Consider the following 23,328-nt stretch of genomic DNA (forward strand, 5'->3'; position numbering starts at 1 on the left):
CGCTCAAAGAGCGGCTTTTTCTATTCCATTTACTTATCAGGCGTTGGCCGCCTGCTTGCCGGCTTCTGCCGGGTCCGCTGTGCGAATCAGGTGATCGAAAGCAGCCAGTGAGGCGGTAGAGCCAGCTCCCATGGCGACGATAATCTGCTTGAACGGCACGGTGGTAACGTCACCGGCGGCAAAGACGCCGGGAATGTTGGTCGCGCCGCGTGCATCGATTTCGATCTCGCCGAAGCGGGTCAAGTTCAGCTCGCTATCTTTAAGCCACTCGGTATTGGGTATCAGGCCGATCTGTACGAAAATACCTGCTACATCTACCTGCTTTAGCTCCTCGGTTGCACGGTCCTTGTAGGTCAGACCAACCACTTTTTTGCCATCACCGCGCACTTCTGTGGTCTGTGCGCTCTTGATGATGTCGATGTTGCGCATGGAGCGTGCCTTGCGTTGCAATACTTCATCGGCGCGCAGGGTGTCGGCAAACTCCAGAACGGTCACGTGCTCGACAATACCTGCCAGATCGATTGCCGCCTCAATACCTGAGTTACCACCCCCAATCACTGCTACGCGCTTGCCTTTGAATAGCGGGCCATCACAGTGAGGGCAGTAAGCCACGCCCTTACCACGGTATTCCTGCTCACCCGGCACGTTCATCTCTCTCCAGCGCGCGCCGGTAGCCAGGATCACGGCTCGGCTCAGCAGCGTGGCGCCGCTTTTCAGCGCAATCTCAACGTAATCACCGGTGCTGATTTGCTGGGCTGTCTGCTCGGTGATCAGGTCAACATCGTATTCCTTAACGTGTTGTTCCAGGTTGGCAACCAGCTTAGGACCTTCGGTATAAGGCACCGATATGAAGTTTTCGATACCGACAGTATCCAATACCTGGCCACCAAAGCGTTCAGCGACGATACCGGTACGAATACCCTTGCGTGCAGCATAGATGGCAGCAGAAGCAGCCGCTGGGCCGCCGCCGACAATCAGCACATCGTAAGGTGCTTTCTCATTCAGCTCGGCAGCTTTGCGCTTGGATGCACCGCTGTCGACTTTGTTGACGATATCAGCCAGCGTCATGCGGCCTTGGCCAAAGTGCTCGCCATTGAGGTAGACCGATGGCACTGCCATGACTTGGCGTTCGTCGACTTCATCCTGAAACAAGGCTCCGTCAATCATGACGTGAGTGATGTTGGGATTTAGCGTCGCCATCAGGTTCAGCGCTTGCACGACATCCGGGCAGTTTTGGCAGGACAGAGAAATGTAGGTCTCAAAGTGGAACTCGCCTTCCAGGTTGCGGATTTGCTCAAGCAAAGCCGGGTCTGCCTTGGATGGGTGTCCACCGGCCTGCAGCAATGCCAGTACCAGCGAGGTGAACTCATGGCCCATGGGAATACCGGCAAAGCGCACGCGTGGCGGCTGGCCGCTTGGCCCAATAGCCATGCTCGGGCTGCGCTTGTCGTCGGCAGAAACCAAGTCGATCTTGCTCGACATTTCTGCTATTTCGACCGCGAGTTCATTTAATTCTTGGCCCTTGGGGCTGTCATCAATGGACACGCTGATTTCTATCGGTTTAACGATATTCTGCAGGTACGTGTCCAGTTGTTTCTTCAGATTAGCGTCCAACATGTGCGTGTCCTTAAAAGAAATTGGTCAAATTTTGGGCGAAAAAAACCCGGCCCGCCAACCGGGAGCGCATAGCGCTCCGCAGCGGGCCGGGTCATCAGGCAATATTAGATTTTGCCGACCAGGTCTAGAGAAGGAGCCAGGGTGGCTTCGCCTTCCTTCCACTTGGCTGGGCATACTTCGCCCGGATGCGCTGCAATGTACTGAGCAGCCTTGACCTTGCGTACCAGGTCTTCAGCGTTACGGCCAATACCTTCGCAGGTTACTTCAACCGCTTGGATGATGCCCTGTGGATCGATGATGAAAGTGCCGCGGTCAGCCAGGCCCATTTCTTCGCGCATGTTGTCGAAGTTGCGGGTAACGACACCGGTAGGATCGCCGATCATGGTGTACTTGATCTTGGCAATGGTTTCAGACGCATCGTGCCAGGCTTTGTGGGTGAAGTGAGTGTCGGTGGATACGGAGTAAACCTCTACGCCCATCTTCTGCAGTTCTTCGTAGTAATCGGCAACGTCGCCCAGCTCGGTTGGGCAAACGAAGGTGAAGTCAGCTGGATAGAAGAAGAAGATAGCCCATTTGCCTTTTACATCGGCTTCAGTGACTTCGATGAACTCGCCGTTCTTGAATGCCTGAGCCTTGAACGGTTTGATTTCGGTGTTGATAACTGACATCGATAAACTCCTTATTGAGTTGTTTGTCTGGTTGGTTAAGAAGACAGGAGCAATAATAGGCTCCTCGCCAGGATACTTAAAATAAATTTCAACTAAATTGCAGATAGATTTTAACTATCTGAGGCCAATACGCTGTAATTCAAGCTCACCAGCCATTTTATTACGTCAGGCATGTGCGGAAAATGCCCGGTTTTTCTGTTCAGGTTCGTTGAGCTTTGTGACCATTTGGCCTGGTTGTGGGTTCCCGAGGCTGATAGCGGTCGGCGAATCCAGTAAAGTAGGGCCAACTGAACCCGATAGAGCAAATGTATGCTGACTCACCTTGATGCACAAGGCCGCGCGAATATGGTCGATGTGACCGAAAAGGCGGTTACCTCACGCGAAGCACTGGCGGAATCGCTGGTGCGCATGCGCCCGCACACATTCGAGATGATTCAATCCGGCGGACACCCCAAGGGTGATGTGCTGGCGGTCGCCCGCATAGCGGGGATCCAGGCTGCCAAGAAAACCTCTGAGCTAATTCCGTTGTGCCATCCACTGATGCTGACCAGCGTCAAAGTAGAGCTGCTGTTGGAGGCGCCGGACGCCGTGCGCATTCAGGCGCGTTGCAAGTTGGCTGGTCAGACTGGCGTTGAGATGGAAGCATTGACTGCCGCCAGCGTGGCAGCGCTTACGCTCTATGACATGTGCAAAGCAGTCGACAAAGGCATAGTCATAGAAGCTACTCGCCTGCTGCAGAAGTCGGGTGGTAAAAGTGGCGACTATCAAGCAGAGGCTCCGGCATGATTCATCTTCAATTCTTTGCGCGTTACCGTGAGCAGCTAGGCTGTGATACCGAACAATTACCCTGGCATACCAGCTTTCGTACCATGGGTGATGTACGTCAGCATCTGCTGGCGCGCGGTGAGGCCTGGCAGGTGCTTTCCGAGCCGCGCATCATGTGCGCGCGCAATCAGGAGTTGTGTGCGTTAGATACTGCAATTGTTGATGGTGATGAGCTGGCGTTCTTTCCTCCGGTTACCGGGGGCTGATATGCGTATCGCTGTGCAGCACGAGACCTTTGATCCGGGTGAATGGCTGAATCGTATGCAAGGTGACAACCAGGGTACGGGTGCAGTGGTTGGCTTTGTCGGATACGTGCGTGACTATAATGATGGCAACAGCGTTGCTGGTATGTGGCTTGAACATTATCCGGGCATGACCGAAAAAGCGCTGCTGAGTATTGCTGAGCAGGCCGCTGTGCGCTGGCCATTGTTGGACGTGCAGTTAATCCACCGTGTAGGTCAGCTTGAGCCGGGCGAGCCTATCGTCTTCGTCGGCGTTGCTTCGGCGCATCGTCAGGCGGCCTTTGCGGCTACCGAATTCATTATGGATTACCTGAAGACCCGCGCGCCGTTCTGGAAGCGCGAGAATACGCCGCAAGGCGAGCGCTGGGTTGAATCGCGAGAAAGTGATGAACAGGCACTGGAGCGCTGGTCGTCCCAGCCATGATTCAGCCGTGATAGAGTGGCAGACAAGCAGCAAACGGAGCAAGGTATGACACAAGGTCGGTTACAGGACGGTCAGGGACGCCGCATCGAATATCTGCGCCTCTCGGTGACTGACAGATGTGACTTTCGTTGTGTCTATTGCATGGCCGAAGACATGACCTTTTTGCCGCGTGCGCAGATTCTCAGTCTCGAAGAGATCGAGCGTGTTGCCCGGCTTTTTGTTGCACAGGGTGTGCGCAAGATACGCCTGACCGGCGGCGAGCCACTGGTGCGCAGAGGTATCGTCGATCTCTGCGCGCGCATCAGCGCCCTGTCTGGGTTGGATGAGCTGGTTATGACTACCAACGGCTCACAACTCGATAAGTTGGCCCAGCCGCTGGTCGACGCCGGCGTCAAGCGCCTTAATATCAGCCTGGATAGCCTGCAGGCGGATAAGTTCAAGGCCATTACCCGTACGGGTGAGCTTAGCCAGGTGCTGGCGGGTATTGAAGCTGCACGCAAAGCGGGCTTTGAACGGACCAAGTTGAATGTCGTGGTGATGAAGGGCCGTAATCACGATGAGGTCAGCGCGCTGACCGATTTCGCCCTGCAGCGTGGGCTCGATATCACCTTTATTGAAGAAATGCCGCTCGGTGATGTAGGGCGCGAGCGCGGCGAAGCCTTCTGCTCAAGCGCCGAAGTGCGTGAGATGATCAGTCAGCACCATAGCTTGATCGACAGCAGTGAAAGCAGTGGCGGCCCCGCGCGTTACCTGCGGGTTGAGGGGTATCCCGATAGCCGTATTGGCTTTATCTCGCCGCATTCGCATAATTTCTGCGATACCTGCAACCGTGTTCGCTTGACGACCGAAGGCAGGTTGCTGCTGTGTCTTGGGCATGAGAACGCGCTTGATATGCGTGATCTGGTGCGTCGCTATCCTGATGACGATGCGCCAATTGTCGCCGCATTGGAGCGTGCTCTGCAGCATAAGCCTGCCCGTCACGAGTTCGCTGTCGATGGTGAGGTTCAAGTCCTGCGCTTTATGAACGCGACAGGCGGCTGATCGCGTTGTAGCGCTTTTGGTGCCTGTTTGCTTCCCTTTGCTCTATTGATCCGGGTCAACACCTTAAACCCGGTGGCGGCGTAGTCTGCATGCTCAGACTTTCAAACGCCGGAGAACCTAATGCTCAGCTCTATTCGTTGGGACGCAGACCTGATTCGTCGCTACGATCACGCCGGTCCGCGTTACACCTCCTATCCTACGGCCGTGCAATTTCATGATGGCATTCGCTCGACGGACTATGTGCATGCGCTGGAAAATAGTCGAGCAAACCAGCGCAGTCTGTCGCTCTATATACATATCCCGTTCTGCGCGAATATTTGCTATTACTGTGCCTGCAACAAGGTCATCACCAAGGACCGTAGCCGAGCCCGTGAATACCTTGTAGCGCTGCAGCGTGAGATAGAACTGGTCAGCGAGCAGCTGGGGCCGGATCAGCACGTTGAGCAATTGCATTTTGGTGGCGGCACACCGACCTTCCTCAGCCATGCCGAGTTGCGTGAGCTGATGGGGAGTTTGCGCGAACACTTTTTACTGCGTGATGATGATGGTGGGGATTACAGTATCGAGATCGACCCACGTGAAGCCGATTGGGCGACCATGGGGCTATTGCGTGAGCTGGGCTTCAATCGCGTCAGCTTTGGCGTGCAGGATCTTGACCCCGAAGTGCAGCGAGCGGTAAACCGCTTGCAGAGTCAGGAGCAGACGCAAACGGTGATGGATGCAGCGCGCACCCTGGCGTACCGTTCAATCAATATTGACCTTATCTACGGGCTGCCTAAACAGACGCCGGAGCGATTTGCGGAAACGGTCGATGCCATTATTGCGCTGAAACCGGATCGTCTGTCGGTGTTCAATTACGCCCATTTACCCGAGCGCTTCATGCCGCAGCGCCGCATCAACAGCGCTGATCTGCCAACGCCACAAGATAAATTGCTGATGTTTGAAAACAGCGTGCGACAGTTGCTGGCCGCAGGCTATCGCTATATCGGGATGGATCACTTTGCCTTGCCTGATGATAGCCTGAGTATTGCCCAGGACAGTGGTGAGCTGCAGCGTAATTTTCAGGGCTACACAACCCATGGTCATTGTGACCTGATTGGTCTCGGTGTGTCGTCGATCAGCCAGATTGGCGATCTATACAGCCAGAACAGTAGCGATATAAAGCACTATCAACAGGTGCTGCAGGAAGGTGGGTTGGCCACTCATCGCGGCTTGATGTGCCATACGGATGATCATATTCGGCGCGCGGTAATCGCCCAGTTGATCTGCCATTGCAAACTTTCCTTCGCTGACATCGAGAAGCGCTTTGGTATCGAGTTTCATGAGTACTTCGCCGACAGCCTGCCCATGCTGGAGCAGATGGCGCGCGACGGACTATTGATCTTGACTCCAGGTAGCATCAGGGTCCAGCCAGCGGGCCGTTTGCTTATCCGTTCTATCTGCATGCTGTTTGATGCTTATCAGAGTGAGCAAAGCGCACAACGGTTCTCTCGCATCATCTAACCCCTGTGCCTTGAATTAGGCGGTGCTGGTATGCTGGATACCTCGGAGCAAGCAGCCAGGGGTATTTCATGCATAGCTATGTGGGCAGGCAACGGTCTTTTTGGTTTCGTACCCTACTGCTGATCCTTGCGGCAGCAGTAGTGCTACTGTCGTGGTTGGGCAGCGCTGACCGGTCGTCGGTGGACTATGTCGATAGCGCCTTGCTACAGGCCTCGGTTGCCTTTGCCTCTGCGCGAGCACTTAACGCGCTGATCTCGGTACTGCAGTCAACTACCCTGAGCTTTAGCTTGTTTGGCGGTGTAGCAGTGACGCTTGGCGAGCTCCTCGATCCTTTCAATGACCTGATTGAACAATATGGCACGCTAATGCAGTGGGCTATTGGTTCTCTGCTCACCCAGAAAATCCTGCTCGGAGTGGTATCGCATAGCGTATTCAAAGTACTGATCACACTAAGTGCGATTTTATTGGCGTTCAGCTTGTGGTGGCGACGTGGAAGGTGGGCTGCCAGTTCTCTGAGGTTATTCCTGGCGCTGTTGTTTCTGCGTTTTGCCATGGCCGCCGTCGTATTGCTCAACGGCGTGGTCGATCACTACTTTCTGGATGATCAAACACGGCAGCAGGTGGTGCAGTTGGATAACCTGCCGGCACAAGTAAAGACCCTGGGCGGCAACGCGACTGTGTTGGATACCGAGCCCGCGCTGAATGCGCTCCGAGAGCGCGAGCGGCCGTTGCAACAGCAACGTAATCAGTTACTGGCAGAGCAGGAGCGACTGGGCCACGCGCTGGCCCAGAGCCGTCGGGCATTGACTGAGCTGGAGCAGCAACTTGGCGGTATGGCGCGTCTTAATCCCTTTTCTCGCAGCGAAGATCATATCGCCCTGCTCAGGCAGGTTGAGCGTTTGGAGGATCAACAGCAGGCGGTTGAGGATCAGTTTAGGCCACTCGTGCAGCGGCTAGCGGATATCGGACAGGAACGCGCGGCAGTGCAGGAGGCTAAAGCGGACGGTGCTACTGATGCCATACCCTTGGGCGAACAGTTTGCGCGTGCCGCCGATCCGGAAACCTATTTGGCGATCAAACAGGCATTGGATAGTGCTGTTGATACCGTGCTGAGGGCTATGACGCTCTTTGTACTGCGTACGTTGATACTGCCGTTGTTGTTCCTGTATCTCCTAATCAAGGGGTTGCGGGCAATCTGGCGGATCGATTGGCGGCCCTGGCTGGCTGGAACGTATTCTGCGCGAAGAGTCATCGAGTGACGCTTGTAGCAACGGCGCTGTTGCACCCTTTGTACGCTGTTCATCGGTTTTAGATAAAGTTTTGTCTGCTGCGGACGATTAGAGGTTATTACTTTATCGCCGAGGCAACAGATATGGCTGTGCAATTGAGTTTTAACCAGAAAATTGTCAGTGCTGCCTGTGTTGTGGTTATCGCCGCTTTTGCTGCATTTTCTGTTTATAACGATTATCTGCAGCGCAAGACGTTGCAGGATAATCTGCAAACCTACCTGGCGGATGCCGGTAGTCTTACTGCAGAAAATATCAGCAACTGGCTATCCGGACGTATTCTTCTGTTAGAAAATCTGGCGGCCAATACCCAGAGCGAAGGGGCCTATCGTCTGGTGCCGCTGCTGCAACAGAAAACACTCGAGCAGACGTTTGAGTTCAGCTATCTGGGGGCTGCCAACGGCGACTTCACCATGCGCCCCGACTCTGCGATGCCGGCGGATTATGATCCGCGTACGCGTCCGTGGTTTAAAGATGCCAAAGCCTCAGGCAAGACCATACTGACAGCACCCTACGTCGATGCCGCAACGGGCGATCTGATCATGACCATAGCGACGCCTGCTGGCCCTGATGTGGTGGGGGGCGATCTTAATCTCAAGGTGATCTCGGGGATTATCAACGCACTGGAGTTCAATGGTCTGGGTTACGCGTTTTTGGTCAGTGGTGATGGCGACATACTAGTTCATCCCGACACCGACCTGCAGATGAAGAAGCTGCAGGATGTTTATCCGCAAAATACACCACAGATCAACAGCGCCTTAAGCGAAGCTGTGCTTGACGGGCAGAAGCGGATGCTCACTTTCGTCCCTGTTCATGGTTTACCCGGCGTGGAATGGTACGTGGGATTGTCAGTGGATCAGGACAAGGCATTTGCCAGTCTGACCAGCTTTCGTATCTCAGCTCTGATTGCTGCTGTTATTGCCTTGGCGGCCATTGTCCTATTGCTCAGCCTACTGATGCGTTATCTGCTGCAGCCGCTCAATTCACTTGGTCACGCGCTGGATAATATTGCTAAAGGGGAAGGCGATCTGACCAAGCGGTTGCCGGTTCATAGCCGCGACGAGTTTGGCCGTCTGGCTATGGCTTTCAATCAGTTTGTAGAGCGTATTCACGAATCTATCAGTCAGGTCGCTCAAACCAGTAGTGAGCTGAATGATGTGGCGCTGCGAGTACTTGATGCCTCCAACGCGAATATGGCGAGTTCGGATCAGCAGTCTGCGCGAACCAATAGCGTGGCAGCGGCAATCAATCAACTGGGCGCAGCTGCGCAAGAGATTGCTCGTAATGCCGCAGACGCCTCTACGCAAGCCAGCGGTGCCCGCGACGGTGCAGAGCAGGGTAGCGAGGTTGTCAGCAAGACCATTGCCGCCATGCAGGAGTTGTCGAACAAGATCCGTCAGTCGAGCAAAACGATAGAGCAGTTGAGTAATAAGACCGAGGACATTGGGCGCATTCTTGAGGTGATCCAGGGTATTTCCGAGCAGACTAATCTACTGGCACTCAACGCTGCGATTGAGGCAGCCCGAGCCGGAGAAACCGGACGAGGATTTGCAGTGGTCGCCGACGAGGTACGTAATCTGGCGCATCGCACACAAAGCTCGGCACAGGAAATTCAGGTGATGATTGAAGGATTGCGTAGTGACGCAGCCTCCGCTGTGACCCTGATGAGCGATAGCCAGCAGTATAGTGAACACAGCGTGAGTGTGGCCGCGCAAGCGGGGGAGCGATTGCATCAGATTACGCTAGGTATTGGCGAGATTGATAACATGAACCAGTCAGTTGCTACTGCGACCGAGGAACAGACTTCAGTAATCGAAAGCCTCAACGTGGATATAACCGATATCAATATGCTCAACCAGGAGGGCGTAGACAATCTGCAGGCGACCCTGCGCGCATGCACTTCGCTTGAGCAACAGGTTACTCGCTTGCGTGAGTTGGTGGGTAGCTTCCGTATCTAGTTGTTTGGCGCAGGGGTCGCCAAGTCCTTGATCACCTGCTGTAAGCCGCTGTACCCAGTACAGCGGCACAAGTTACCGTGCATGGCCTGCTCAAGCTCGCCTTCGCTGGCGTTCGGGCGTTGCGTCAGGGCGGCGGTTAAACTAGTGGCTATCCCCGGGATGCAGTAGCCGCATTGCAGCGCGCCGTGTTCGATCAAGCTGTCCGCTACCCGTTGAAATGCAGGTTTGGAGCGCAGCCCTTCAACAGTAATCACCTCTTTGCCCTGCACCTGATAGGCCAGCAGTAAACACGCTGGCACTGCCGCTCCGTCGAGCTGAATCGTGCAGGCCCCGCAGCGCCCGATGCTGCAGCCTTCCTTGGGACCAGTGAGTCCTTGGTCTAAGCGCAGTATGTCCAGCAAGCGGCGGGCCGGGCCGACCCTCATATTCAGCAACTGCCCGTTCAAGGTAAAATTTAGCTGCATGTTCGGAGTAGTATTTTCGGTGCTCATGGCAGGTTTTCCTCGGCAGCGGTCATAGCGGCTAGTAGTGCCGCGGGGCGAGCGGGCAGGTCGCATGGCCGTATACCAGTGGCATCTTGAATCGCGGCCATCAATGCGGGACTGATGGCTTCAATGCCCAGCTCGCCGATACCGCGCACAGGGTATTGATCGCCGGCGACAATGGTTTCGATCACATCAACTTGCTGCGCAGGTGCATCGGCCAGGGTTGGGATCAGATAGGCATCGAGGTTATCGAGTTGGTATTCACCGTTGTGCATGGGTACGTCTTCCAGCAACGCCATACCCATTCCCATGACGGCCGCTCCTTCGATTTGACCTCTATAGCTCGGGGGATGGATGACCTTGCCGCCGGCGGCGATGTGGTGCAAATGGGACACCTTCACGCTTCCGGTGAAACGGTCGACTCTGACGCGGGCAACAGTGGCAATAAGCAGTTGCAGGTAGCGCCCCTTGGGCTGAGCGTCGGGGCCAGTGGGAAAGTCAAAATGGATTTTTAGCGCCGGCAGTGACAGGTCTTTGACTCCGCTCGCCAGTGCTTGATAGCTGATAGCACGCTTGCCCTTTGGCTCGTCGTACCAGAGCCCGCCCGCACCGGTGCATAATGCCCGATGATCGCCCAGTAAAGATTTGCCCAGCTGGATCAGCTGCTGTTGCCAGTCGTCGCGCAGCCGCCGCAGTGCTTCTGTGGCTATCACGGTGCTGCGCGAAGCGCTGGTAGGGCCGGAATCGGGACCGTCTGAGTCGCCCAAGCGAATATCCAAATCCTCCGCGCTGCAGCCAAGCGCTTCGCAGGCCAAAGCCTGAACGGCGGCAACTACGCCTTGTCCGTACTCGATAAACCCAAAGGCTAGCTGAATGTGGCCTTGTTTGGTCAGGCGCAGGCTGGCGCCGCCCGAATCAGGCAAGCCATTGCCCAAGCCGTTGCCTTGTGCGCCTAGTGCCATGCCCACGCCGCTCAGCCAGCGTCCGTGCTCTGCGTCAGCGGGGTTGATTTGCCATAATGGTGATGCGATAGCAGCGTTCAGCAGCGTGTTGGGGTGACAGGGCATTTGCTGGCTTTGGCCTTCGACGCCGTCGTCATCCGGAGTGCGCAGATTGCGGCGGCGTAGCTCCGCAGGTGACAGTCCAGCAGCCAGCGCCAGCTTGTCCAGCTGGCTTTCCACTGCGAAGGTCGCCTGATTGCCACCGAATCCGCGAAAGGCACCGGCGACGCTGTTGTTGGTGTAGACCAGCTGGCCCTGTACCTCAACGTGCGGTATGCGATACAGGGGCGCGGCTGCGTGATCACTGAAGTTGGTCAGCACTGCGGGACCGAGAGATGCATAGGCTCCGGTATCCAGCACAGCATGCAGCTGATGGGCAATCAGGCGGCCCTCGGCGTCGCAGCCTGTACGTGCAAACATCTGTATCGGATGGCGCTTGATACCGGCCCGCGTGGACTCTTGGCGGTCGTAATGAATGCGCACGGGGCGGCCAGTTTTCAGGGCCAGTAAGCCCGCAGCGGGCTGCATGGTCAGCTCGTCTTTGCCGCCGAAACCACCGCCGGTAGAAAGGCCAATAACCCGTACCTTATGCTGGGGTAATCCTAGAATATCAGCGAGCTGATCGCGGTCGCGATGGCCACTTTGGCAGCCGACTCGAAAGGTCAGGCTGCCGTCTTGCTCGGGAATAGCCACGCCGCCTTCGGTCTCCATGAATACGTGCATCTGGCGCGGCGTGCTGTAGCGTCTGTCGACGATATAGCTGCACTGAGCAAAGCCAGCGTCAATATCGCCGTGACCCAGTCGTGAGCTATCCAGCAGGTTGCCATCGGGGTGCAGCCGGGGCGCTGCTGAGGCCAGAGCTTGTTGGCTATCGCCGATGTTGGGTAGTGGCTCATAAACTACCTTGATAAGGGTGAGTGCGTGAGCTGCAATTTCGGGGCTATCCGCTGCCACTGCAGCAATAGCATCGCCAAGAAAGCGAACTCTGTCAGTGCAGAATACGGGCTGATCCCGAAAGATGATGCCGTAGCTGTTGGTGCCTGGAATGTCCTCAGCGCAAACGACCGCACGTACACCGGGCAGGCTGCGAGCTTGGCTCAAGTCGATATGCAAGATGTGCGCGTGCGGCCAGGCACTGCGCAGGATCCGGCCGTGCAGTAATCCGGGCCAGTGCAATTCGTCGGTGGGGTACTGCTGGAGTCCGTAAGCTTTCTCGGTGCTGTCAGGGCGGGCGTTCCATCTTTCGGCAAAATGCTTTTGGTCCAGCGGTACGGCGGTTGGGACATTATTCATGACAAATTTGGGCTCAGTTGGTCGCACAGCAGCTTGGCGCCGGCTGATATCAGGTAGTCACGCTGCGCGCAGCCGAGCGGCAGGATGCTGTCGAGGGTGGCGCGCAAGGCAGAGTTCAACACGCGACGACTATCCTGGAGCGGAAGCGAATGAGGGCTGATCGGTAACAGAGAAGGCTGAATAGCATTGCCGCCAATGGCCAGCCGCAGTTTCTGCAGTTGGCCTTCTTGCCAACATTGCAGACTGGCTACGTTCAACAATGGTGGATTGAAAGCGCTGCGACTGGCGAGTTTTTCCATGCGGGTAATGCTACCGGCCAGGGGTACGGGTATTTGCAAAGCAGTGATCAAGCCCTGCGGCTGCGGCGCTTCAAGCCACTGCGTTAGCGGTTGTTGTTGCGACCTGCCATGTTGATCAATCCAAAGAACCTGGGTATCCAGTACCAGTAACGAAGGCATTAGATCGCCAGCAAAACCGATGTTGCCAGCCAGAGTCCCGAGTTGACGTACGCCGGCAGCGCCAACGCTAACGGCTGCCTGAGAAAGCAGTGGCATGTATTCGGCTAGCGCACTGTTATTGGCTAGCTCCGCCAATGAGGTTAAGGCGCCGAGCTGCCAGCTGCTTGCCAAACGCTTGCATCCGATCAACTCGCTCAGCCCGCTGAGTGCAACAGCTTGAGTGGGCCAGTTCGCCGTTTTGTTCCAGCTTAGCTGAAGAGCGGTCGCGCCAGCTATATAGGGCGCTTGATGGCGTACTGCCAAAGCAACCGCTTCAAAAGCGCTCTGTGGGAACAGAATATGCGTTTGAGTGCGGTCGGTCACGGCTATCGTCATTGGCTTGATGGGCACGATAGGAATTGCATTGCTGGCCTGATCAGATTCACTTGCTGGCTCCAGTAGTGGGGTGCTATTGGTTTATGCAGGAAAAATGCCATCTTGTTGTATTTGGTGCTGTTTTTGTGAATAGCTGTCTGATTGGTCAGCTAAAAGATGTGCTCTGTTAGAGGCAGAGGAAGAGGAGGGGTAAGTGGGCTAAATGACGGTGCAGTCGCTTGAATAGTGCAGCATTATTGTGCGTGTAATAACACTTAGCTTGAGAAGGATTTCAGAATTTATTTTTCGGAAAGTCAGCTTTTTATAAAAGCTGGCCTTTTGGTCGGGTTCTACCCCGTACTGGGCCCGCTCGATTTGCCGTTAGTTGCTTCGCCCGGCATTCACGCCAGAACGAAGCAGCATGTGCATTACTCTGCGGTCGCTTGCGGCTCTTGGCGCGGGCTTACAAAGCGCTCCCATGCTTGATCGACTGCGGACTTCTGCTCTTCGGTCAAAGATTCCAGCAAGTAACTCCGACGGCGTTGCTCCACGGTCATGACCTGGTATGGGTTGGCTTCGGTAAACGCCTGCATTTCGGCTGACTCACTGGATACTGTGGGGTAGAAGTTGGAAGCAGTTGCATTGAGAATGGCGTTTTCCGGCTCCATCAAGAAGTCGATAAATTGGTAAGCCAGGTCGGGGTTTGGTGCATTGCTCGGTATGGCCAGGGTATCGATGAAAATACTCGAGCCCGCCTCCGGAATCCAAAACTGTATGTCAGGGTTTTCAGCCATGGCGAATAGTGCGTTACCACCCCAGGTCAATGCCACGCAAATCTTGTTCTGCGCAAGTGCTTCGACGTGCTCCCAGTTATTGATTTCACTCACACTGTTGCGCAGATAATCAATTGATTCGAAGGTGCGGGCTATCTTGCGGCTAGTACTTCCGGATAGACGTCTGCCGTGGAAATTCATTAGCACTGAAGCAACTTCTTCCGGAGCTGCCAGCATACCCAGGCCGCATGATGACAGGCGCGAGGTATATGACTCGTCGAATAGCAGGGCCCAGCTCTGCGGCACGTTTTCGCCTAGCGCGGCTTCGGCCAGGGGCACGTTAACAGCAAGACCGTTAGCGCCCCATAGATAGGGTACTGCGTGCTCGCTGGCGCGAGGAATACTGGCCAAAACGGAGACTAGCCAAATATCCAGGTTGTTATAGTTTTTCAGTTTGCTGTTATCGATAGGCATCAGGGCCTGCTCTGCGATCATCTGCTTAAGCATGTAATGCGAGGGCACTACGATGTCGTAAGATTCTTCCCCTTTCATTGCTGCGATGAGTTCCTGGCCTTCCTCAAAGGTTTGATAGTCGACGCGAACCCCTGTCTGCTGCTCAAATTTGTCTAGAAGAGTCGGTTCAATGTAGTCATTCCAGTTCAGGACGCGAATCACGTCTTCGGCATGTGCCTGACTCATTGCGCACAAGGCGACGATGCAGAGCAGGTACTTCATAGTGTAAGTCCTCATTATTTTTAATTAGAAAGACGATAAGCTTAGCGTTAGTGTCCTGCTTTCCTGTATGCCGTGGCAGTCAAGTACCCAAGGCTGGGCCGACTATTTGATCGGCTAGTAGGTATATTTCTATTAACACTACCGTCAATTACATCAGCTTGCTCGGCATTTTGGTATGGTGAAAATAGCGAATTTGCCACCTGCTAGGCATTAATCAGCGCTTTAAAGAACTAAGCCCCGTCTTTGCAGCTGACAAAAGTCAGTTGGTCACTGGCTGATTCACAAGCAGCGTATAGTCCCTTGCCTGACACTGTTTAGTTGTCAGCTGCTTTCCATGCTCGCTAGCATGCCAAGTATTGTTCGCTCAGGTTTTGTCTTACATCAATATAGCAATCGTCCAGGCGATGGATAGGCGGATACGACCGAGCGTCCGCGCGGTTTGCTCGATTAGTAGCATGGCAGTGTGTTTTTTGCTCAGCCCCGCTGAAAATTATTGGCGGGCTCTCTAAATGAAAAGGCCCCGACAACGTCGTTGTCGGGGCCTTTTTTCTAAGATCTACCGCTCGCTCACATCTGTGATTGCAGGTAGTTCTGTTCACCCACCATTTTAATCAGGCGCAGCTGTTGCTCTAGCCAGTAGGCATGGTCTTCTTCAGTATCTTTCAGCTGAACCTCGAGCATCTCGCGAGTGGGGTAGTCACCATGCCGTTCACACAAGGCGATTGCGTTGGCCAGGTTGTCGCGTACCTCGTACTCAAGTTTCAGGTCTGCTTCCAGCATATCTTGCACAGTGAAGCCGGGGGTAATGGCAGAGGGGCGCATGTCCGGCTTGCCTTCCAGGAAGAGGATGCGTTTGAGAATCGCATCGGCGTGCTGGGTTTCTTCTTCCATTTCGTGGTTGATGCGTTCGTACAGCTTGCTGTAGCCCAGGTCCTCGTAAAGGCGCGAATGCAGGAAGTACTGGTCACGAGCTCCCAGCTCGCCTCGCAGTAGCTCGATCAGGCAATTGATAACCTCTGGTTGGCCTTGCATTGTGCGGTACTCCTGCAGCTATTCGAATATAGTGGAATTGTGCCTAGATTAAACTTGTATTGCTATCATTATGATGAATTAAATGCTTTTACTTACAATGGGTTATAGTCTCATTTGTGATATTGAAAAACGTGGTGAGAGTAAGTCTTGATCGTATCTTTTGCGCGTAACTTAATAGTTGTGTCACGCCACATTAGGCAAGTTTTAGTATCCTGAAATAAGGTTTTCTTTCGCTTCTAATGCCTTGGCAGTATGGCGTTAGCATCATTGATGATGTTGATTGTAGCAGGTGCGGACGACCCTATTTTATGAGCTCTAGTGTCGACGGTGACATTAGCTGCAGTTCCTCTCAGTGCTGGTGATATGTTTGGCACTGGCACTGTTGACGTGTTTATACGCCAGTTGTTGCTGGTTATAGGGGAGGGCTGTGTTGGCTCGTCCCTACCAAGGCGTCATCTGGATTTGGTGGCCTGGCTTTCGAGGGACGATCAGCGATTTTTCTGATCTGTAAGGTGTGGGCAGTATTCAGCGTTCCTGGTGTCGACATTTTGGCGACAGGAGCCCATAAAGCGCAGTTGATTTTATTGAAAAACAGGGAGTTACTGGAGCGGGTGAAGGGAATCGAACTGATCAGGTATGGCGGGGCTTTTAGCGCTTATATCGGTGCCGCCATACACGGCACCATACAGGAAAAGCGTTGCTGTCTATTCGCGCAGTGATTTTCGCTGATCAATCCATGCCTTCAATTCGGCATAAATAAAACCGCGTGGCGCGTTGCGCGCTTTGCTATTGGTCAACGATATTGCCTTGGGGAATGTTGCGTCTTTAAGGCGCAGCTTGTCCAGTCCCGAGCGAGAGAAGCCACACATCTTGGCAGCTTCGTTGATCCGGATGATATAGCTGTCCGGGTCGATTATCTTTGCTTCATTCATCTGTCATGCCTCCCGGCTTAGTTCGATCTTCGCCTGCTCTTTCGCTTGCTCGACATCAATCTGCTCGTATAGCTGATCAACCTTCTCCTGCCGCCGATCCAGCGCTTTATAGCGCTTCAAGTGCTCGTTATAGGTGTCGTGGTATGGCTGCATCTGGTTAAGCAGTCTCAGCTTCTCAGTGGTGCAATTCGTTGCGTTGCATTGTCTCGCAAGCTCGTCTCTCTTGGCGAAGCTGAAGTCCTTCATGCGGTCCAGTTCTTTACGGTAATCCTCCGCCAATTTCGCGGACTGGAACTCCCAGCGGTGGTAAAGGATCTCGCTACGCTTTGGCAGGCGATGAAAGAACTGGCGCCGAACCCAAGAGATCAGCTCGGCATGCGTCATTTCATCAAGGATGTCTTTCTTTGTGCGCATTAGATTGCCTCCCGGCGTGTAGGGTGGTGCCAAAGTGGGGTGTGGTTAGATAATCGCGGTCATCGTTTTGGATCCGTCGCCGTGCTCGGTGGTCAGCATCATTGGCGCCGGTCTACCTCCTCGGCGTATGAGCGCGTTAGCTTGCGTAAAGACTGGGTTGGGATTGCCTTCGCCATCAGGCAGCAGACTGCTACAGATAAGGCTTGAGCAGTCCTCGCCGTTAGGGCCTTCGCCGTCATGCGCGATATCAAAGCTGGCCATCATGGCGATACCGTGCCTCTGGCAGGTCTCGATGATCTGCTGCATCAGTGGGCTGATTGTTTCGTCGTACACCTGTTCTTTGTTCATGACATTACTTCTCCCTCCCGCAATGCAGGATGTAGTTTTGGTGGGTGAGTGGGGTTAGTTCCAGCGGTTGCGCTTGTTTCGCTTGCGCTCGCCTTTGGATTGGCGGGTGTAAGGGGTCGGCCTGAAATGAAGTGACGGGTTGTGCAGATCACGAACCGGAATGCGTGATAAATCCTCCAGCATTGGGTCGACTATCGGAATATCAGCCTGGTCGACAAGCTCAACCCGGCGATTATTGAGCGTTTCTGCAAGCAGCGCAATCAGAGCTGACTTGCCGACGTGTGACGCACCGGTTACCAGTATTCGCTTTGGCCCGCTCACTCTCCACCTTTCTTGCTCTGCTGGGCGCGATGTCGATCTAGTTCCTGCTGGATGCGCTTTGCTCGATCTCGTCCTGCTCGGACTGCGCGATCCGAATCGGCTTTTATCCGCTTCTCGTCCTGAGCAATCATGCGAATCTGCTCTTCACACATAAGCTCCCAAAGCATCCATCGCTGCTCATCTGGCAGTGCGTTGTACCTGTCGGTTGCTTCGCTCATGATTCCTCCCCACTGCCTGACTTGGCTATTGCAGCCACCGCGAAAGCAATGCGCTGGTCGTGCTCCTGCTTTAATTTGTCAACAGCCTGTGTCAGCGCGTTTCCGTACTTGCCTGAGATGCCAGAGGGCTGTGAGTCTGCGTCAATGAAATGCCTCAATGCCTCGACCAACTCCGCAATCCGCGCCTTGTCTGCTGCGCGGGCGGCTTCGTGGTCGGTGAGGCGGATGAGGCTTTCAACCTGCTCGCCCTCGTCATCCCAATCCATCACCGTGACTTCATGCATTGTCGCTTCTTTCATTCCGGCGATCATCCAGGCCACCACCTCCGGCTTATCAGTCATGGCTTTGCTCCTTGCGCATAGACTTCGTGACAAACTGATCCCACTCTTCAGCGCTTACCTCGCGCCCCGTCTTCAGCGCTGCTTCCAGATCGTCAGCAGGCGGATTGAATAGGATGGTTTTGCTCTGCTCCATGTCGTCAACGATGTAGCGCGTGCGGCTGTCTTTGAATGCTTTATCGAGTTCTAGCACAGCTCAACCCTCCCTATGGAAGGTGGCGATGGCGTCATTGACAATCTGACGTAGCACATCAGATCGAACAGCTCGATCTTTGCCGCCACCTTCCTTGTAAGCTGTTTCAGCTACCAGCATGCACAACCCAGCAACATCCGGCGCGGCAGGGGCTGGCATTGCTTTTAGCTTTTGGATTATCTCCATCTGCTCATTAGCAACAGCTTTCCAATTCACGCCATCATCGGCATGGACTGGCGAGGGCTGTGGGGCTGCCCGGAACATTTCCTGAATAGTACGCAGGTCGTCATCTGATGGTTCGTTCCGAAGGTAAAGAACTACAGATCTTGGGTGCCCTGCATCGCGACCAATGCCGGAGATATCAAGCTTCCCCACAGGCGGGCAACAATCTGCCTGCCGGGCTTCTGCGAGCATCACAAAATACTTGTCTAGCCACTTCTTGAGCCGGTCCATCATTATCTGAGGCCCAAAAGCAACTTCCTCTGGATAGCCCGGCTCATACTCTATTAGCAGCGGAACCCACCCACCCGGCACCGCTTGCTGTCGGGCTGCCTTCTCAGCCTCAAGCGCTGCAACCTGCTGTTCTAGCACTGCTACACGCAACACGGCATCACCGCCGCTCAGTTCTGTGTTAGTCATGATGGTGCTCCTGTGATGGGATTAACTCTGGAACCAGTGCTTGCTGCTTGCTCCGGGCATCGTTTATTCGCTGGCGGCACTTGTTGCAGAGAATCACCAAGTCCGCCTCGGTCATCCACTGGTCTACGCGGATATAAATGCGCGGCTCTGGTGGCCGGGCTGTTAGTTGTGGGGTCATGCCATGTACCTCTTCATTTCGTTGCCGACCCACTCACCAACCGGCGTGCTTACGCCGTTGCCGATTTGGCGGTACGCGGACGTGTCGGATACGGGGAACTGGAACCAGTCAGGGACACCCTGCAAACGGGCATATTCGCGGACCGAGTACGGCCGAACGCCGAGCGGGAAGCGCTTATCTGCCACCAGCCGCGTGCTTTTGTCCTTGGCGTAATGGGCTACGCAAGTTGGCGCCAGATCGTCATTGACCGGATCGCTGATGATGGGAAGGTCGCGATAGCCGCCAGTCATGCGGGTGTGCACGGCCTTTGGTATGGTCACCCGTGGGTCATCTTCGACAATGTCCGCAAGTCGCACGCGCTTGGTGTTCTCTGGCGGGCGGATGGCGAAAGGGCGCCGAGTGCCGATTATGATCAAGCGGTTTCGCCGTTGTGGTAGCCACGTCTCAGACTTAATAGGGCAGAAAACCTGCACGTAGTAATCAGGCAGCTTGCTCATGGCCTCCATGACTATCGGGAAGGCGCGCATACCCGGCACGTTCTCTACCACGTAGAACTCCGGCCGCGCTAGCGCCAGGTGCCGCAGTGCGTGCAGGAACAACTCATCACCGGTACGAGTACCGTGAATGTCTGCAATGGAGCTGTACTTGGTGCAGGGATATGTGAACACCATGCCATCGCAGGTGTCCTGCTCCAGCACCAGTTGCTTAGTCAGGTCGCATTGCACAACGTGGCTGCCAAGGTTATGGCGGTAGGTGGCGCAAGCGTCAGGGTCTAGCTCAAAGGCCTGATTGATGGTTAGGCCGGCGGACATAAGGCCAATATCCATAAGACCTGCCCCGCAGAAGTACGAGTTCACGGTTATCAATGGGGATTACCTCGGTTATGCGGTGGCTACTGGCGGTTGTTTGCGAGGGCGGGGCGAACATGCGGCTTGGGGTCAACTTCGATGAAGCCAGAGCCCTTATAGTCGCCATCCGTTGCGCGAGCCATGTCAACTTCAAGCCTTGCGGAAGCGTTAACCTCGGACGCGACTTGTGCGACTGCACGGGCCTGGTCAACGGTGTACTTGCCTTCCAGCACGCCATTCATGGTCTTTCCGAGGATTTCGCGCAGGTCACTGAGCGTTTGCATTGGCTTTCTCCAATTTATTGAGCTTGCGCTTGAACCAGCCAAGCTTGATTGCCGCGCTTCGGTAATCGCTGCCGTAGCGGTCTATGCTGTTGCGCTGCATGCTCTCGGCACGGGTGAGGGCTTCAAGGTTGCTGGGGTCAAAGTTGGCGCGGTTTTTGTCCTTGAAGATCACGATATGGCCATCAGGCAGCTGGCCGTTGTGCTCTTCCCATATCAAGACGTGTACGGCTCGCCAGTCAGCTTTCTTTCGACCTGTGTCGGCTACCTTGCGAAACAGTATTCCGTCCTTACTCAGCCGCTCAGCCCCGATTGGCCGCCAGGTGTTTGATGGTCTGTCGCCCAGCTTGAACTGGGTTTCAGCAGAGCGGCCGCCAGCCTTCCAGCCTTTCTTGCCGGCATTCCACGTGCTGTGGCCTGGCTTGAACTGGCCGCATCCAGTGATCGCCTTGTATTCATCGGTGCGCTTGAGTTGCAACTTCTGCACTCGGTTATAGATAGAACTGGTTCCGCGCCCCATCGCCGTCGAGCACTGATTCAGGGATTGCGTTTTCCATAGCTCGCGCAGCAACGCATCTTCTTCCGGCGTCCACGCTTTGTATTCCAAGCGCCGCCGTCCTGTGTTTTTATCCATCGAGTACCTCGACTAGAAGAGCACCAACTGCTCTTCTCTGATTGTTTGAAGTGGTGGGGCGGTTGGCGGGGGTGTTGAACCCAAGGGTTCCGGGCTCGGGGTTGCGTCCACCTCACTACCCAGCGCATAACCCCGCTCCAGCTTTACGCCCCAAAGCCCCATGATGTGGGCAGGCGTGAACCACTGCTCGCGTACCTCCAGGGTCAGCGTGTTGCCCAGCACGACAATGGCCGGGATATGCAGCAGCGATAGCTGTAGAAAGGCCATGTGCACAGCGCGGCTGTCTACGTCCTGCGCTACGACGTGCATGTGCTGTTGGTAGTTGATGCCTGCCTTGGTCATGACCTCAGCCATGGCGATCACCATTGCTCCAGCGCCTGCAGCGGGCTCGCTGACCCTGATAAAGCCGCGCTGCCGTATGAGTTCGCGGCAGTGTTCGCCATCCCCAACATTGACTTGAGCTATAAGCGCGCATAGGTGGTAAGGCGTGAAGAACTGCCCGCGCGCGGAGTTACCCAGCTCAAGCTCTCCAAACACTTTGCCCAGCACATCGTCTGGGCCGAACTCCATCGCCAGGGTCAGCTCGCCGAACATCTTGGGGAACAGCTTCTGTTCTGCTGGCTCGTATCGCCCAATCAGCTGCATATATCGCTTCTCACGGCGCTCGTGCTGGGTAAGGTCGGTTGAGTTGGCCAGGGCAATAGCGGACATTTCAATAAAGTCACCGAAAACCTCCCACAAGTGATGCCTGTGGCTGGCCTGGTTCAGAAGCTTGATCAAGGCTTTACGGTGAGATTCGGCGGTTGTAACTGCTGGAGGCTTGAGACGGGCATTCATGTTCACCTCTGGCCAGCGGCCTGAAGGGGTTAAGCTGCAGCCGTCTGCTCCCAGCAACCAACGGCATCGAACACGCGCGCGGCCTGTTCTTCGGTCAGCGACTCACCGGTAGGGCTGGCTATCCATCCGTAGCCGATAACGTGGGAGGGGTTGCAGGTGGCTATCAGCGCGTCATGGCATTGGGTTATGGCGTCGTTGATATGCTCAGACTTGTAGCGACCCTGCGGCTCTATCTCTTGGCCTTTGATGTAGCGTTCGCCCGTTTGGGATAGGCAGAACACGGCTAGGTAGATCGTCCACTGGTGGGGTAGGTCGCACACCCCGTCGACCAGCTGCCGCCCAGCTTTTACCGATCGGCAGTTCTTCCAGTTGATCAGCCCCTGCAGGTCAGTCGGGTGAATATCCACGATGACAACATGGTTGGTTCTAAGTAGCGCATCAGTGGCTCGTAGCAGCCGGCGGGCCTTGTCGTTCTTCTTCCTGACTTTGGCCATGGCTACACCCTATGCGTTTTCGATGGGTCAGACCGCCAGCGGATGCCGTTTGCCTTGGATACCTCATAGACCAAGCTTTCCTTGAGGTTTAGGCACTGAGCGGCGTAGCGACGGCTATACCGAGAGCTGGCCATACTGCGCAGCCTGCTGATCAATTGCAGGCGCTCGTCCATATTTTCGCTTCGTTCGCGGGGCATGCGCTTATGAAATCCGGGCAGGGTGCGCACCTTGCCACCTGCTGCCAGAAACTCTTCAACACTCGCCGATATCCGGGCAGCCTCTGCCGCCCGTGCTGCTGGGATGGTTTGCTGTAGCATTGGGTTAAGCTCCGCGCGAAAGGTCTACAAACTGATCTGTCTGCTGAACGTGCAAATCCTCGATCAGCAGCTTTTCTTCAATCGTGAACAGCGGGTTGCATGTGTTGCAGTGCCCAGCGACAGAGACGGCGCGTGAATTGATCTGCGTGTGCCCGTAGTCCCTTGAGCAGCAGGGGCAACGGATAAGGTCGCCTGCGTTGCAGCACTTTCCGGCCTCTTCGTGACTGTCGTGAATCTCTTCACATGCAGGGCATTGATAGACTTCTGAAACGGTAGGCATGCAACATTCCTGGGCGCCGTCTTCGTCGTCATGCACTTCTGTGCACTCGCCACACCGATAAAGCGTTTTGATTGAGTCCATATAAATCACCGTGACACACCGCCGTGACGCTATGGCTTTGCGAGAAAGTCCCGCAGCGCTGCGTCATCAAGGCGGCTTATGTTGTGGATTGCGCGGGTCAACAGGTCATGCACCTCGTCGATGCCGGTTACCTGCTTGATCCGCTCGAGGTGGTCTGCCGTGCCCTGGTACACCTCAACCTTGAGGCTGTAGGCCAGCAGGCGGGCGCGGCGCTCTTCGGCTTTCAGCTTGTCGCGCGCTCGCTTTTCCTTCTGGCGCTCGGCATCTGTCTTTGCCATTG

The 23,328-nt window shown here is 55.1% G+C and carries 31 protein-coding genes; 7 read left to right on the forward strand and 24 right to left on the reverse strand.

Going from position 1 to position 23,328, the window contains the following annotated elements; translation table 11 throughout:
* Nucleotides 1–36: 36 nt before the first annotated feature.
* Nucleotides 37–1,617, reverse strand: coding sequence for an alkyl hydroperoxide reductase subunit F (gene ahpF, locus EF096_RS01610; protein WP_123887849.1), 1,581 nt, complete (start codon nucleotides 1,615–1,617; stop codon nucleotides 37–39).
* A gap of 104 nt (nucleotides 1,618–1,721) precedes the next feature.
* Complete coding sequence (gene ahpC / locus EF096_RS01615) at nucleotides 1,722–2,285, reverse strand: alkyl hydroperoxide reductase subunit C (RefSeq protein ID WP_123887850.1); 564 nt, start codon at nucleotides 2,283–2,285, stop codon at nucleotides 1,722–1,724.
* A gap of 309 nt (nucleotides 2,286–2,594) precedes the next feature.
* Here ahpC and moaC point away from each other — a divergent pair, with 309 nt between their 5' ends.
* The 7 genes from moaC (at nucleotide 2,595) to EF096_RS01650 (ending at nucleotide 9,564) form a co-directional block, all read left to right on the forward strand.
* Nucleotides 2,595–3,071: a cyclic pyranopterin monophosphate synthase MoaC gene (gene moaC / locus EF096_RS01620; RefSeq protein ID WP_123887851.1), complete on the forward strand. Its 477-nt coding sequence runs from the start codon at nucleotides 2,595–2,597 to the stop codon at nucleotides 3,069–3,071.
* Nucleotides 3,068–3,316: a molybdopterin converting factor subunit 1 gene (gene moaD / locus EF096_RS01625; protein WP_123887852.1), complete on the forward strand. Its 249-nt coding sequence runs from the start codon at nucleotides 3,068–3,070 to the stop codon at nucleotides 3,314–3,316. Before moaC ends, moaD begins: the two co-directional genes overlap by 4 nt.
* 1 nt (nucleotide 3,317) lies before the next feature.
* Nucleotides 3,318–3,776, forward strand: coding sequence for a molybdopterin synthase catalytic subunit MoaE (gene moaE, locus EF096_RS01630; protein WP_123887853.1), 459 nt, complete (start codon nucleotides 3,318–3,320; stop codon nucleotides 3,774–3,776).
* Nucleotides 3,777–3,821: 45 nt separating this feature from the next.
* Nucleotides 3,822–4,817 carry a GTP 3',8-cyclase MoaA gene (gene moaA, locus EF096_RS01635; RefSeq protein WP_123887854.1) on the forward strand — a complete coding sequence of 332 codons (996 nt, stop codon included), beginning with the start codon at nucleotides 3,822–3,824 and terminating at the stop codon, nucleotides 4,815–4,817.
* Nucleotides 4,818–4,937: 120 nt separating this feature from the next.
* Nucleotides 4,938–6,320, forward strand: coding sequence for an oxygen-independent coproporphyrinogen III oxidase (gene hemN, locus EF096_RS01640; RefSeq protein ID WP_123887855.1), 1,383 nt, complete (start codon nucleotides 4,938–4,940; stop codon nucleotides 6,318–6,320).
* Nucleotides 6,321–6,388: 68 nt separating this feature from the next.
* The gene (locus tag EF096_RS01645) at nucleotides 6,389–7,579 is read left to right on the forward strand and encodes a coiled-coil domain-containing protein (RefSeq protein ID WP_123887856.1); all 1,191 of its coding nucleotides are present in this window, start codon (nucleotides 6,389–6,391) and stop codon (nucleotides 7,577–7,579) included.
* A 113-nt stretch (nucleotides 7,580–7,692) separates the two neighbouring features.
* Nucleotides 7,693–9,564 carry a methyl-accepting chemotaxis protein gene (locus EF096_RS01650; RefSeq protein ID WP_123887857.1) on the forward strand — a complete coding sequence of 624 codons (1,872 nt, stop codon included), beginning with the start codon at nucleotides 7,693–7,695 and terminating at the stop codon, nucleotides 9,562–9,564.
* On the opposite strand, the gene EF096_RS01655 is transcribed toward EF096_RS01650, so the two are convergent.
* From EF096_RS01655 to EF096_RS01760, 22 genes are all read right to left on the reverse strand, one after another.
* Complete coding sequence (locus EF096_RS01655; RefSeq protein ID WP_158611219.1) at nucleotides 9,561–10,055, reverse strand: (2Fe-2S)-binding protein; 495 nt, start codon at nucleotides 10,053–10,055, stop codon at nucleotides 9,561–9,563. The genes EF096_RS01650 and EF096_RS01655 overlap by 4 nt on opposite strands.
* Nucleotides 10,052–12,343 (reverse strand): xanthine dehydrogenase family protein molybdopterin-binding subunit, encoded by a 2,292-nt coding sequence (locus EF096_RS01660; RefSeq protein WP_123887859.1) that lies wholly within the window; start codon nucleotides 12,341–12,343, stop codon nucleotides 10,052–10,054. The genes EF096_RS01655 and EF096_RS01660 overlap by 4 nt, the downstream gene beginning before the upstream one ends.
* Nucleotides 12,340–13,164, reverse strand: a complete 825-nt coding sequence (locus EF096_RS01665; RefSeq protein ID WP_158611220.1) for an FAD binding domain-containing protein — start codon at nucleotides 13,162–13,164, stop codon at nucleotides 12,340–12,342. The genes EF096_RS01660 and EF096_RS01665 overlap by 4 nt, the downstream gene beginning before the upstream one ends.
* Before the next feature lie 419 nt (nucleotides 13,165–13,583).
* Entirely contained in the window at nucleotides 13,584–14,663 is a 1,080-nt protein-coding gene (locus tag EF096_RS01670) for an extracellular solute-binding protein (RefSeq protein WP_158611221.1), read from the reverse strand.
* 567 nt (nucleotides 14,664–15,230) lie between these two features.
* Nucleotides 15,231–15,695 carry a bacterioferritin gene (bfr, locus tag EF096_RS01675; protein ID WP_123887862.1) on the reverse strand — a complete coding sequence of 155 codons (465 nt, stop codon included), beginning with the start codon at nucleotides 15,693–15,695 and terminating at the stop codon, nucleotides 15,231–15,233.
* Nucleotides 15,696–16,399: 704 nt separating this feature from the next.
* Nucleotides 16,400–16,627: a helix-turn-helix transcriptional regulator gene (locus tag EF096_RS01680; protein WP_123887863.1), complete on the reverse strand. Its 228-nt coding sequence runs from the start codon at nucleotides 16,625–16,627 to the stop codon at nucleotides 16,400–16,402.
* 3 nt (nucleotides 16,628–16,630) lie between these two features.
* Nucleotides 16,631–17,041, reverse strand: coding sequence for a hypothetical protein (locus EF096_RS01685; protein ID WP_123887864.1), 411 nt, complete (start codon nucleotides 17,039–17,041; stop codon nucleotides 16,631–16,633).
* A gap of 45 nt (nucleotides 17,042–17,086) precedes the next feature.
* Entirely contained in the window at nucleotides 17,087–17,389 is a 303-nt protein-coding gene (locus EF096_RS01690) for a hypothetical protein (RefSeq protein WP_123887865.1), read from the reverse strand.
* A gap of 54 nt (nucleotides 17,390–17,443) precedes the next feature.
* Entirely contained in the window at nucleotides 17,444–17,710 is a 267-nt protein-coding gene (locus EF096_RS01695; RefSeq protein WP_123887866.1) for an ATP-binding protein, read from the reverse strand.
* A complete protein-coding gene (locus EF096_RS01700; protein WP_123887867.1) occupies nucleotides 17,707–17,928 on the reverse strand; it encodes a hypothetical protein in 222 nt (73 codons plus the stop codon). Before EF096_RS01700 ends, EF096_RS01695 begins: the two co-directional genes overlap by 4 nt.
* Complete coding sequence (locus tag EF096_RS01705; RefSeq protein WP_123887868.1) at nucleotides 17,925–18,269, reverse strand: hypothetical protein; 345 nt, start codon at nucleotides 18,267–18,269, stop codon at nucleotides 17,925–17,927. Before EF096_RS01705 ends, EF096_RS01700 begins: the two co-directional genes overlap by 4 nt.
* Nucleotides 18,262–18,459 carry a hypothetical protein gene (locus EF096_RS01710; RefSeq protein WP_123887869.1) on the reverse strand — a complete coding sequence of 66 codons (198 nt, stop codon included), beginning with the start codon at nucleotides 18,457–18,459 and terminating at the stop codon, nucleotides 18,262–18,264. The genes EF096_RS01705 and EF096_RS01710 overlap by 8 nt, the downstream gene beginning before the upstream one ends.
* Nucleotides 18,460–18,462: 3 nt before the next feature.
* Nucleotides 18,463–19,098 carry a hypothetical protein gene (locus tag EF096_RS01715; protein WP_123887870.1) on the reverse strand — a complete coding sequence of 212 codons (636 nt, stop codon included), beginning with the start codon at nucleotides 19,096–19,098 and terminating at the stop codon, nucleotides 18,463–18,465.
* Complete coding sequence (locus EF096_RS01720; RefSeq protein WP_123887871.1) at nucleotides 19,091–19,276, reverse strand: hypothetical protein; 186 nt, start codon at nucleotides 19,274–19,276, stop codon at nucleotides 19,091–19,093. The genes EF096_RS01715 and EF096_RS01720 overlap by 8 nt, the downstream gene beginning before the upstream one ends.
* On the reverse strand, nucleotides 19,273–20,133 hold the full coding sequence (locus tag EF096_RS01725) for a DNA cytosine methyltransferase (protein ID WP_256671207.1): 861 nt from the start codon (nucleotides 20,131–20,133) through the stop codon (nucleotides 19,273–19,275). The genes EF096_RS01720 and EF096_RS01725 overlap by 4 nt, the downstream gene beginning before the upstream one ends.
* A gap of 35 nt (nucleotides 20,134–20,168) precedes the next feature.
* Nucleotides 20,169–20,408 carry a hypothetical protein gene (locus EF096_RS01730; RefSeq protein ID WP_123887873.1) on the reverse strand — a complete coding sequence of 80 codons (240 nt, stop codon included), beginning with the start codon at nucleotides 20,406–20,408 and terminating at the stop codon, nucleotides 20,169–20,171.
* Nucleotides 20,392–21,039, reverse strand: coding sequence for an HNH endonuclease signature motif containing protein (locus EF096_RS01735; protein WP_123887874.1), 648 nt, complete (start codon nucleotides 21,037–21,039; stop codon nucleotides 20,392–20,394). The genes EF096_RS01730 and EF096_RS01735 overlap by 17 nt, the downstream gene beginning before the upstream one ends.
* Nucleotides 21,040–21,051: 12 nt before the next feature.
* Nucleotides 21,052–21,876 carry an N-6 DNA methylase gene (locus tag EF096_RS01740; RefSeq protein WP_123887875.1) on the reverse strand — a complete coding sequence of 275 codons (825 nt, stop codon included), beginning with the start codon at nucleotides 21,874–21,876 and terminating at the stop codon, nucleotides 21,052–21,054.
* A gap of 29 nt (nucleotides 21,877–21,905) precedes the next feature.
* The gene (locus tag EF096_RS01745; RefSeq protein ID WP_123887876.1) at nucleotides 21,906–22,370 is read right to left on the reverse strand and encodes a hypothetical protein; all 465 of its coding nucleotides are present in this window, start codon (nucleotides 22,368–22,370) and stop codon (nucleotides 21,906–21,908) included.
* Nucleotides 22,371–22,372: 2 nt separating this feature from the next.
* Entirely contained in the window at nucleotides 22,373–22,687 is a 315-nt protein-coding gene (locus EF096_RS01750; protein WP_123887877.1) for a hypothetical protein, read from the reverse strand.
* 4 nt (nucleotides 22,688–22,691) lie between these two features.
* Nucleotides 22,692–22,967 carry a hypothetical protein gene (locus EF096_RS01755; protein WP_123887878.1) on the reverse strand — a complete coding sequence of 92 codons (276 nt, stop codon included), beginning with the start codon at nucleotides 22,965–22,967 and terminating at the stop codon, nucleotides 22,692–22,694.
* Between the two features lie 110 nt (nucleotides 22,968–23,077).
* Entirely contained in the window at nucleotides 23,078–23,326 is a 249-nt protein-coding gene (locus EF096_RS01760; RefSeq protein WP_123887879.1) for a hypothetical protein, read from the reverse strand.
* Nucleotides 23,327–23,328: the final 2 nt, after the last annotated feature.

It is taken from the genome of Pseudomonas neustonica (assembly GCF_003797945.1).
In the GTDB taxonomy this organism is placed as follows: Bacteria; Pseudomonadota; Gammaproteobacteria; order Pseudomonadales; family Pseudomonadaceae; genus Halopseudomonas; species Halopseudomonas neustonica.

Bases quoted from the DNA above. Each gene is read 5' to 3' on its own strand.
- bfr (WP_123887862.1), bottom strand. From the start codon at position 15,695: ATGCAAGGCCAACCAGAGGTTATCAATTGCCTGATCGAGCTACTGCGA.
- moaD (WP_123887852.1), top strand. From the start codon at position 3,068: ATGATTCATCTTCAATTCTTTGCGCGTTACCGTGAGCAGCTAGGCTGT.
- moaE (WP_123887853.1), top strand. From the start codon at position 3,318: ATGCGTATCGCTGTGCAGCACGAGACCTTTGATCCGGGTGAATGGCTG.
- moaC (WP_123887851.1), top strand. From the start codon at position 2,595: ATGCTGACTCACCTTGATGCACAAGGCCGCGCGAATATGGTCGATGTG.
- EF096_RS01750 (WP_123887877.1), bottom strand. From the start codon at position 22,687: ATGCTACAGCAAACCATCCCAGCAGCACGGGCGGCAGAGGCTGCCCGG.
- EF096_RS01660 (WP_123887859.1), bottom strand. From the start codon at position 12,343: ATGAATAATGTCCCAACCGCCGTACCGCTGGACCAAAAGCATTTTGCC.
- moaA (WP_123887854.1), top strand. From the start codon at position 3,822: ATGACACAAGGTCGGTTACAGGACGGTCAGGGACGCCGCATCGAATAT.
- ahpC (WP_123887850.1), bottom strand. From the start codon at position 2,285: ATGTCAGTTATCAACACCGAAATCAAACCGTTCAAGGCTCAGGCATTC.
- EF096_RS01735 (WP_123887874.1), bottom strand. From the start codon at position 21,039: ATGGATAAAAACACAGGACGGCGGCGCTTGGAATACAAAGCGTGGACG.
- EF096_RS01690 (WP_123887865.1), bottom strand. From the start codon at position 17,389: ATGAACAAAGAACAGGTGTACGACGAAACAATCAGCCCACTGATGCAG.
- ahpF (WP_123887849.1), bottom strand. From the start codon at position 1,617: ATGTTGGACGCTAATCTGAAGAAACAACTGGACACGTACCTGCAGAAT.
- EF096_RS01705 (WP_123887868.1), bottom strand. From the start codon at position 18,269: ATGACTGATAAGCCGGAGGTGGTGGCCTGGATGATCGCCGGAATGAAA.
- EF096_RS01715 (WP_123887870.1), bottom strand. From the start codon at position 19,098: ATGACTAACACAGAACTGAGCGGCGGTGATGCCGTGTTGCGTGTAGCA.
- EF096_RS01700 (WP_123887867.1), bottom strand. From the start codon at position 17,928: ATGAGCGAAGCAACCGACAGGTACAACGCACTGCCAGATGAGCAGCGA.
- EF096_RS01670 (WP_158611221.1), bottom strand. From the start codon at position 14,663: ATGAAGTACCTGCTCTGCATCGTCGCCTTGTGCGCAATGAGTCAGGCA.
- EF096_RS01740 (WP_123887875.1), bottom strand. From the start codon at position 21,876: ATGAATGCCCGTCTCAAGCCTCCAGCAGTTACAACCGCCGAATCTCAC.
- EF096_RS01680 (WP_123887863.1), bottom strand. From the start codon at position 16,627: ATGAATGAAGCAAAGATAATCGACCCGGACAGCTATATCATCCGGATC.
- EF096_RS01645 (WP_123887856.1), top strand. From the start codon at position 6,389: ATGCATAGCTATGTGGGCAGGCAACGGTCTTTTTGGTTTCGTACCCTA.
- EF096_RS01685 (WP_123887864.1), bottom strand. From the start codon at position 17,041: ATGCGCACAAAGAAAGACATCCTTGATGAAATGACGCATGCCGAGCTG.
- hemN (WP_123887855.1), top strand. From the start codon at position 4,938: ATGCTCAGCTCTATTCGTTGGGACGCAGACCTGATTCGTCGCTACGAT.
- EF096_RS01655 (WP_158611219.1), bottom strand. From the start codon at position 10,055: ATGAGCACCGAAAATACTACTCCGAACATGCAGCTAAATTTTACCTTG.
- EF096_RS01760 (WP_123887879.1), bottom strand. From the start codon at position 23,326: ATGGCAAAGACAGATGCCGAGCGCCAGAAGGAAAAGCGAGCGCGCGAC.
- EF096_RS01730 (WP_123887873.1), bottom strand. From the start codon at position 20,408: ATGCAAACGCTCAGTGACCTGCGCGAAATCCTCGGAAAGACCATGAAT.
- EF096_RS01745 (WP_123887876.1), bottom strand. From the start codon at position 22,370: ATGGCCAAAGTCAGGAAGAAGAACGACAAGGCCCGCCGGCTGCTACGA.
- EF096_RS01755 (WP_123887878.1), bottom strand. From the start codon at position 22,967: ATGCCTACCGTTTCAGAAGTCTATCAATGCCCTGCATGTGAAGAGATT.
- EF096_RS01720 (WP_123887871.1), bottom strand. From the start codon at position 19,276: ATGACCCCACAACTAACAGCCCGGCCACCAGAGCCGCGCATTTATATC.
- EF096_RS01650 (WP_123887857.1), top strand. From the start codon at position 7,693: ATGGCTGTGCAATTGAGTTTTAACCAGAAAATTGTCAGTGCTGCCTGT.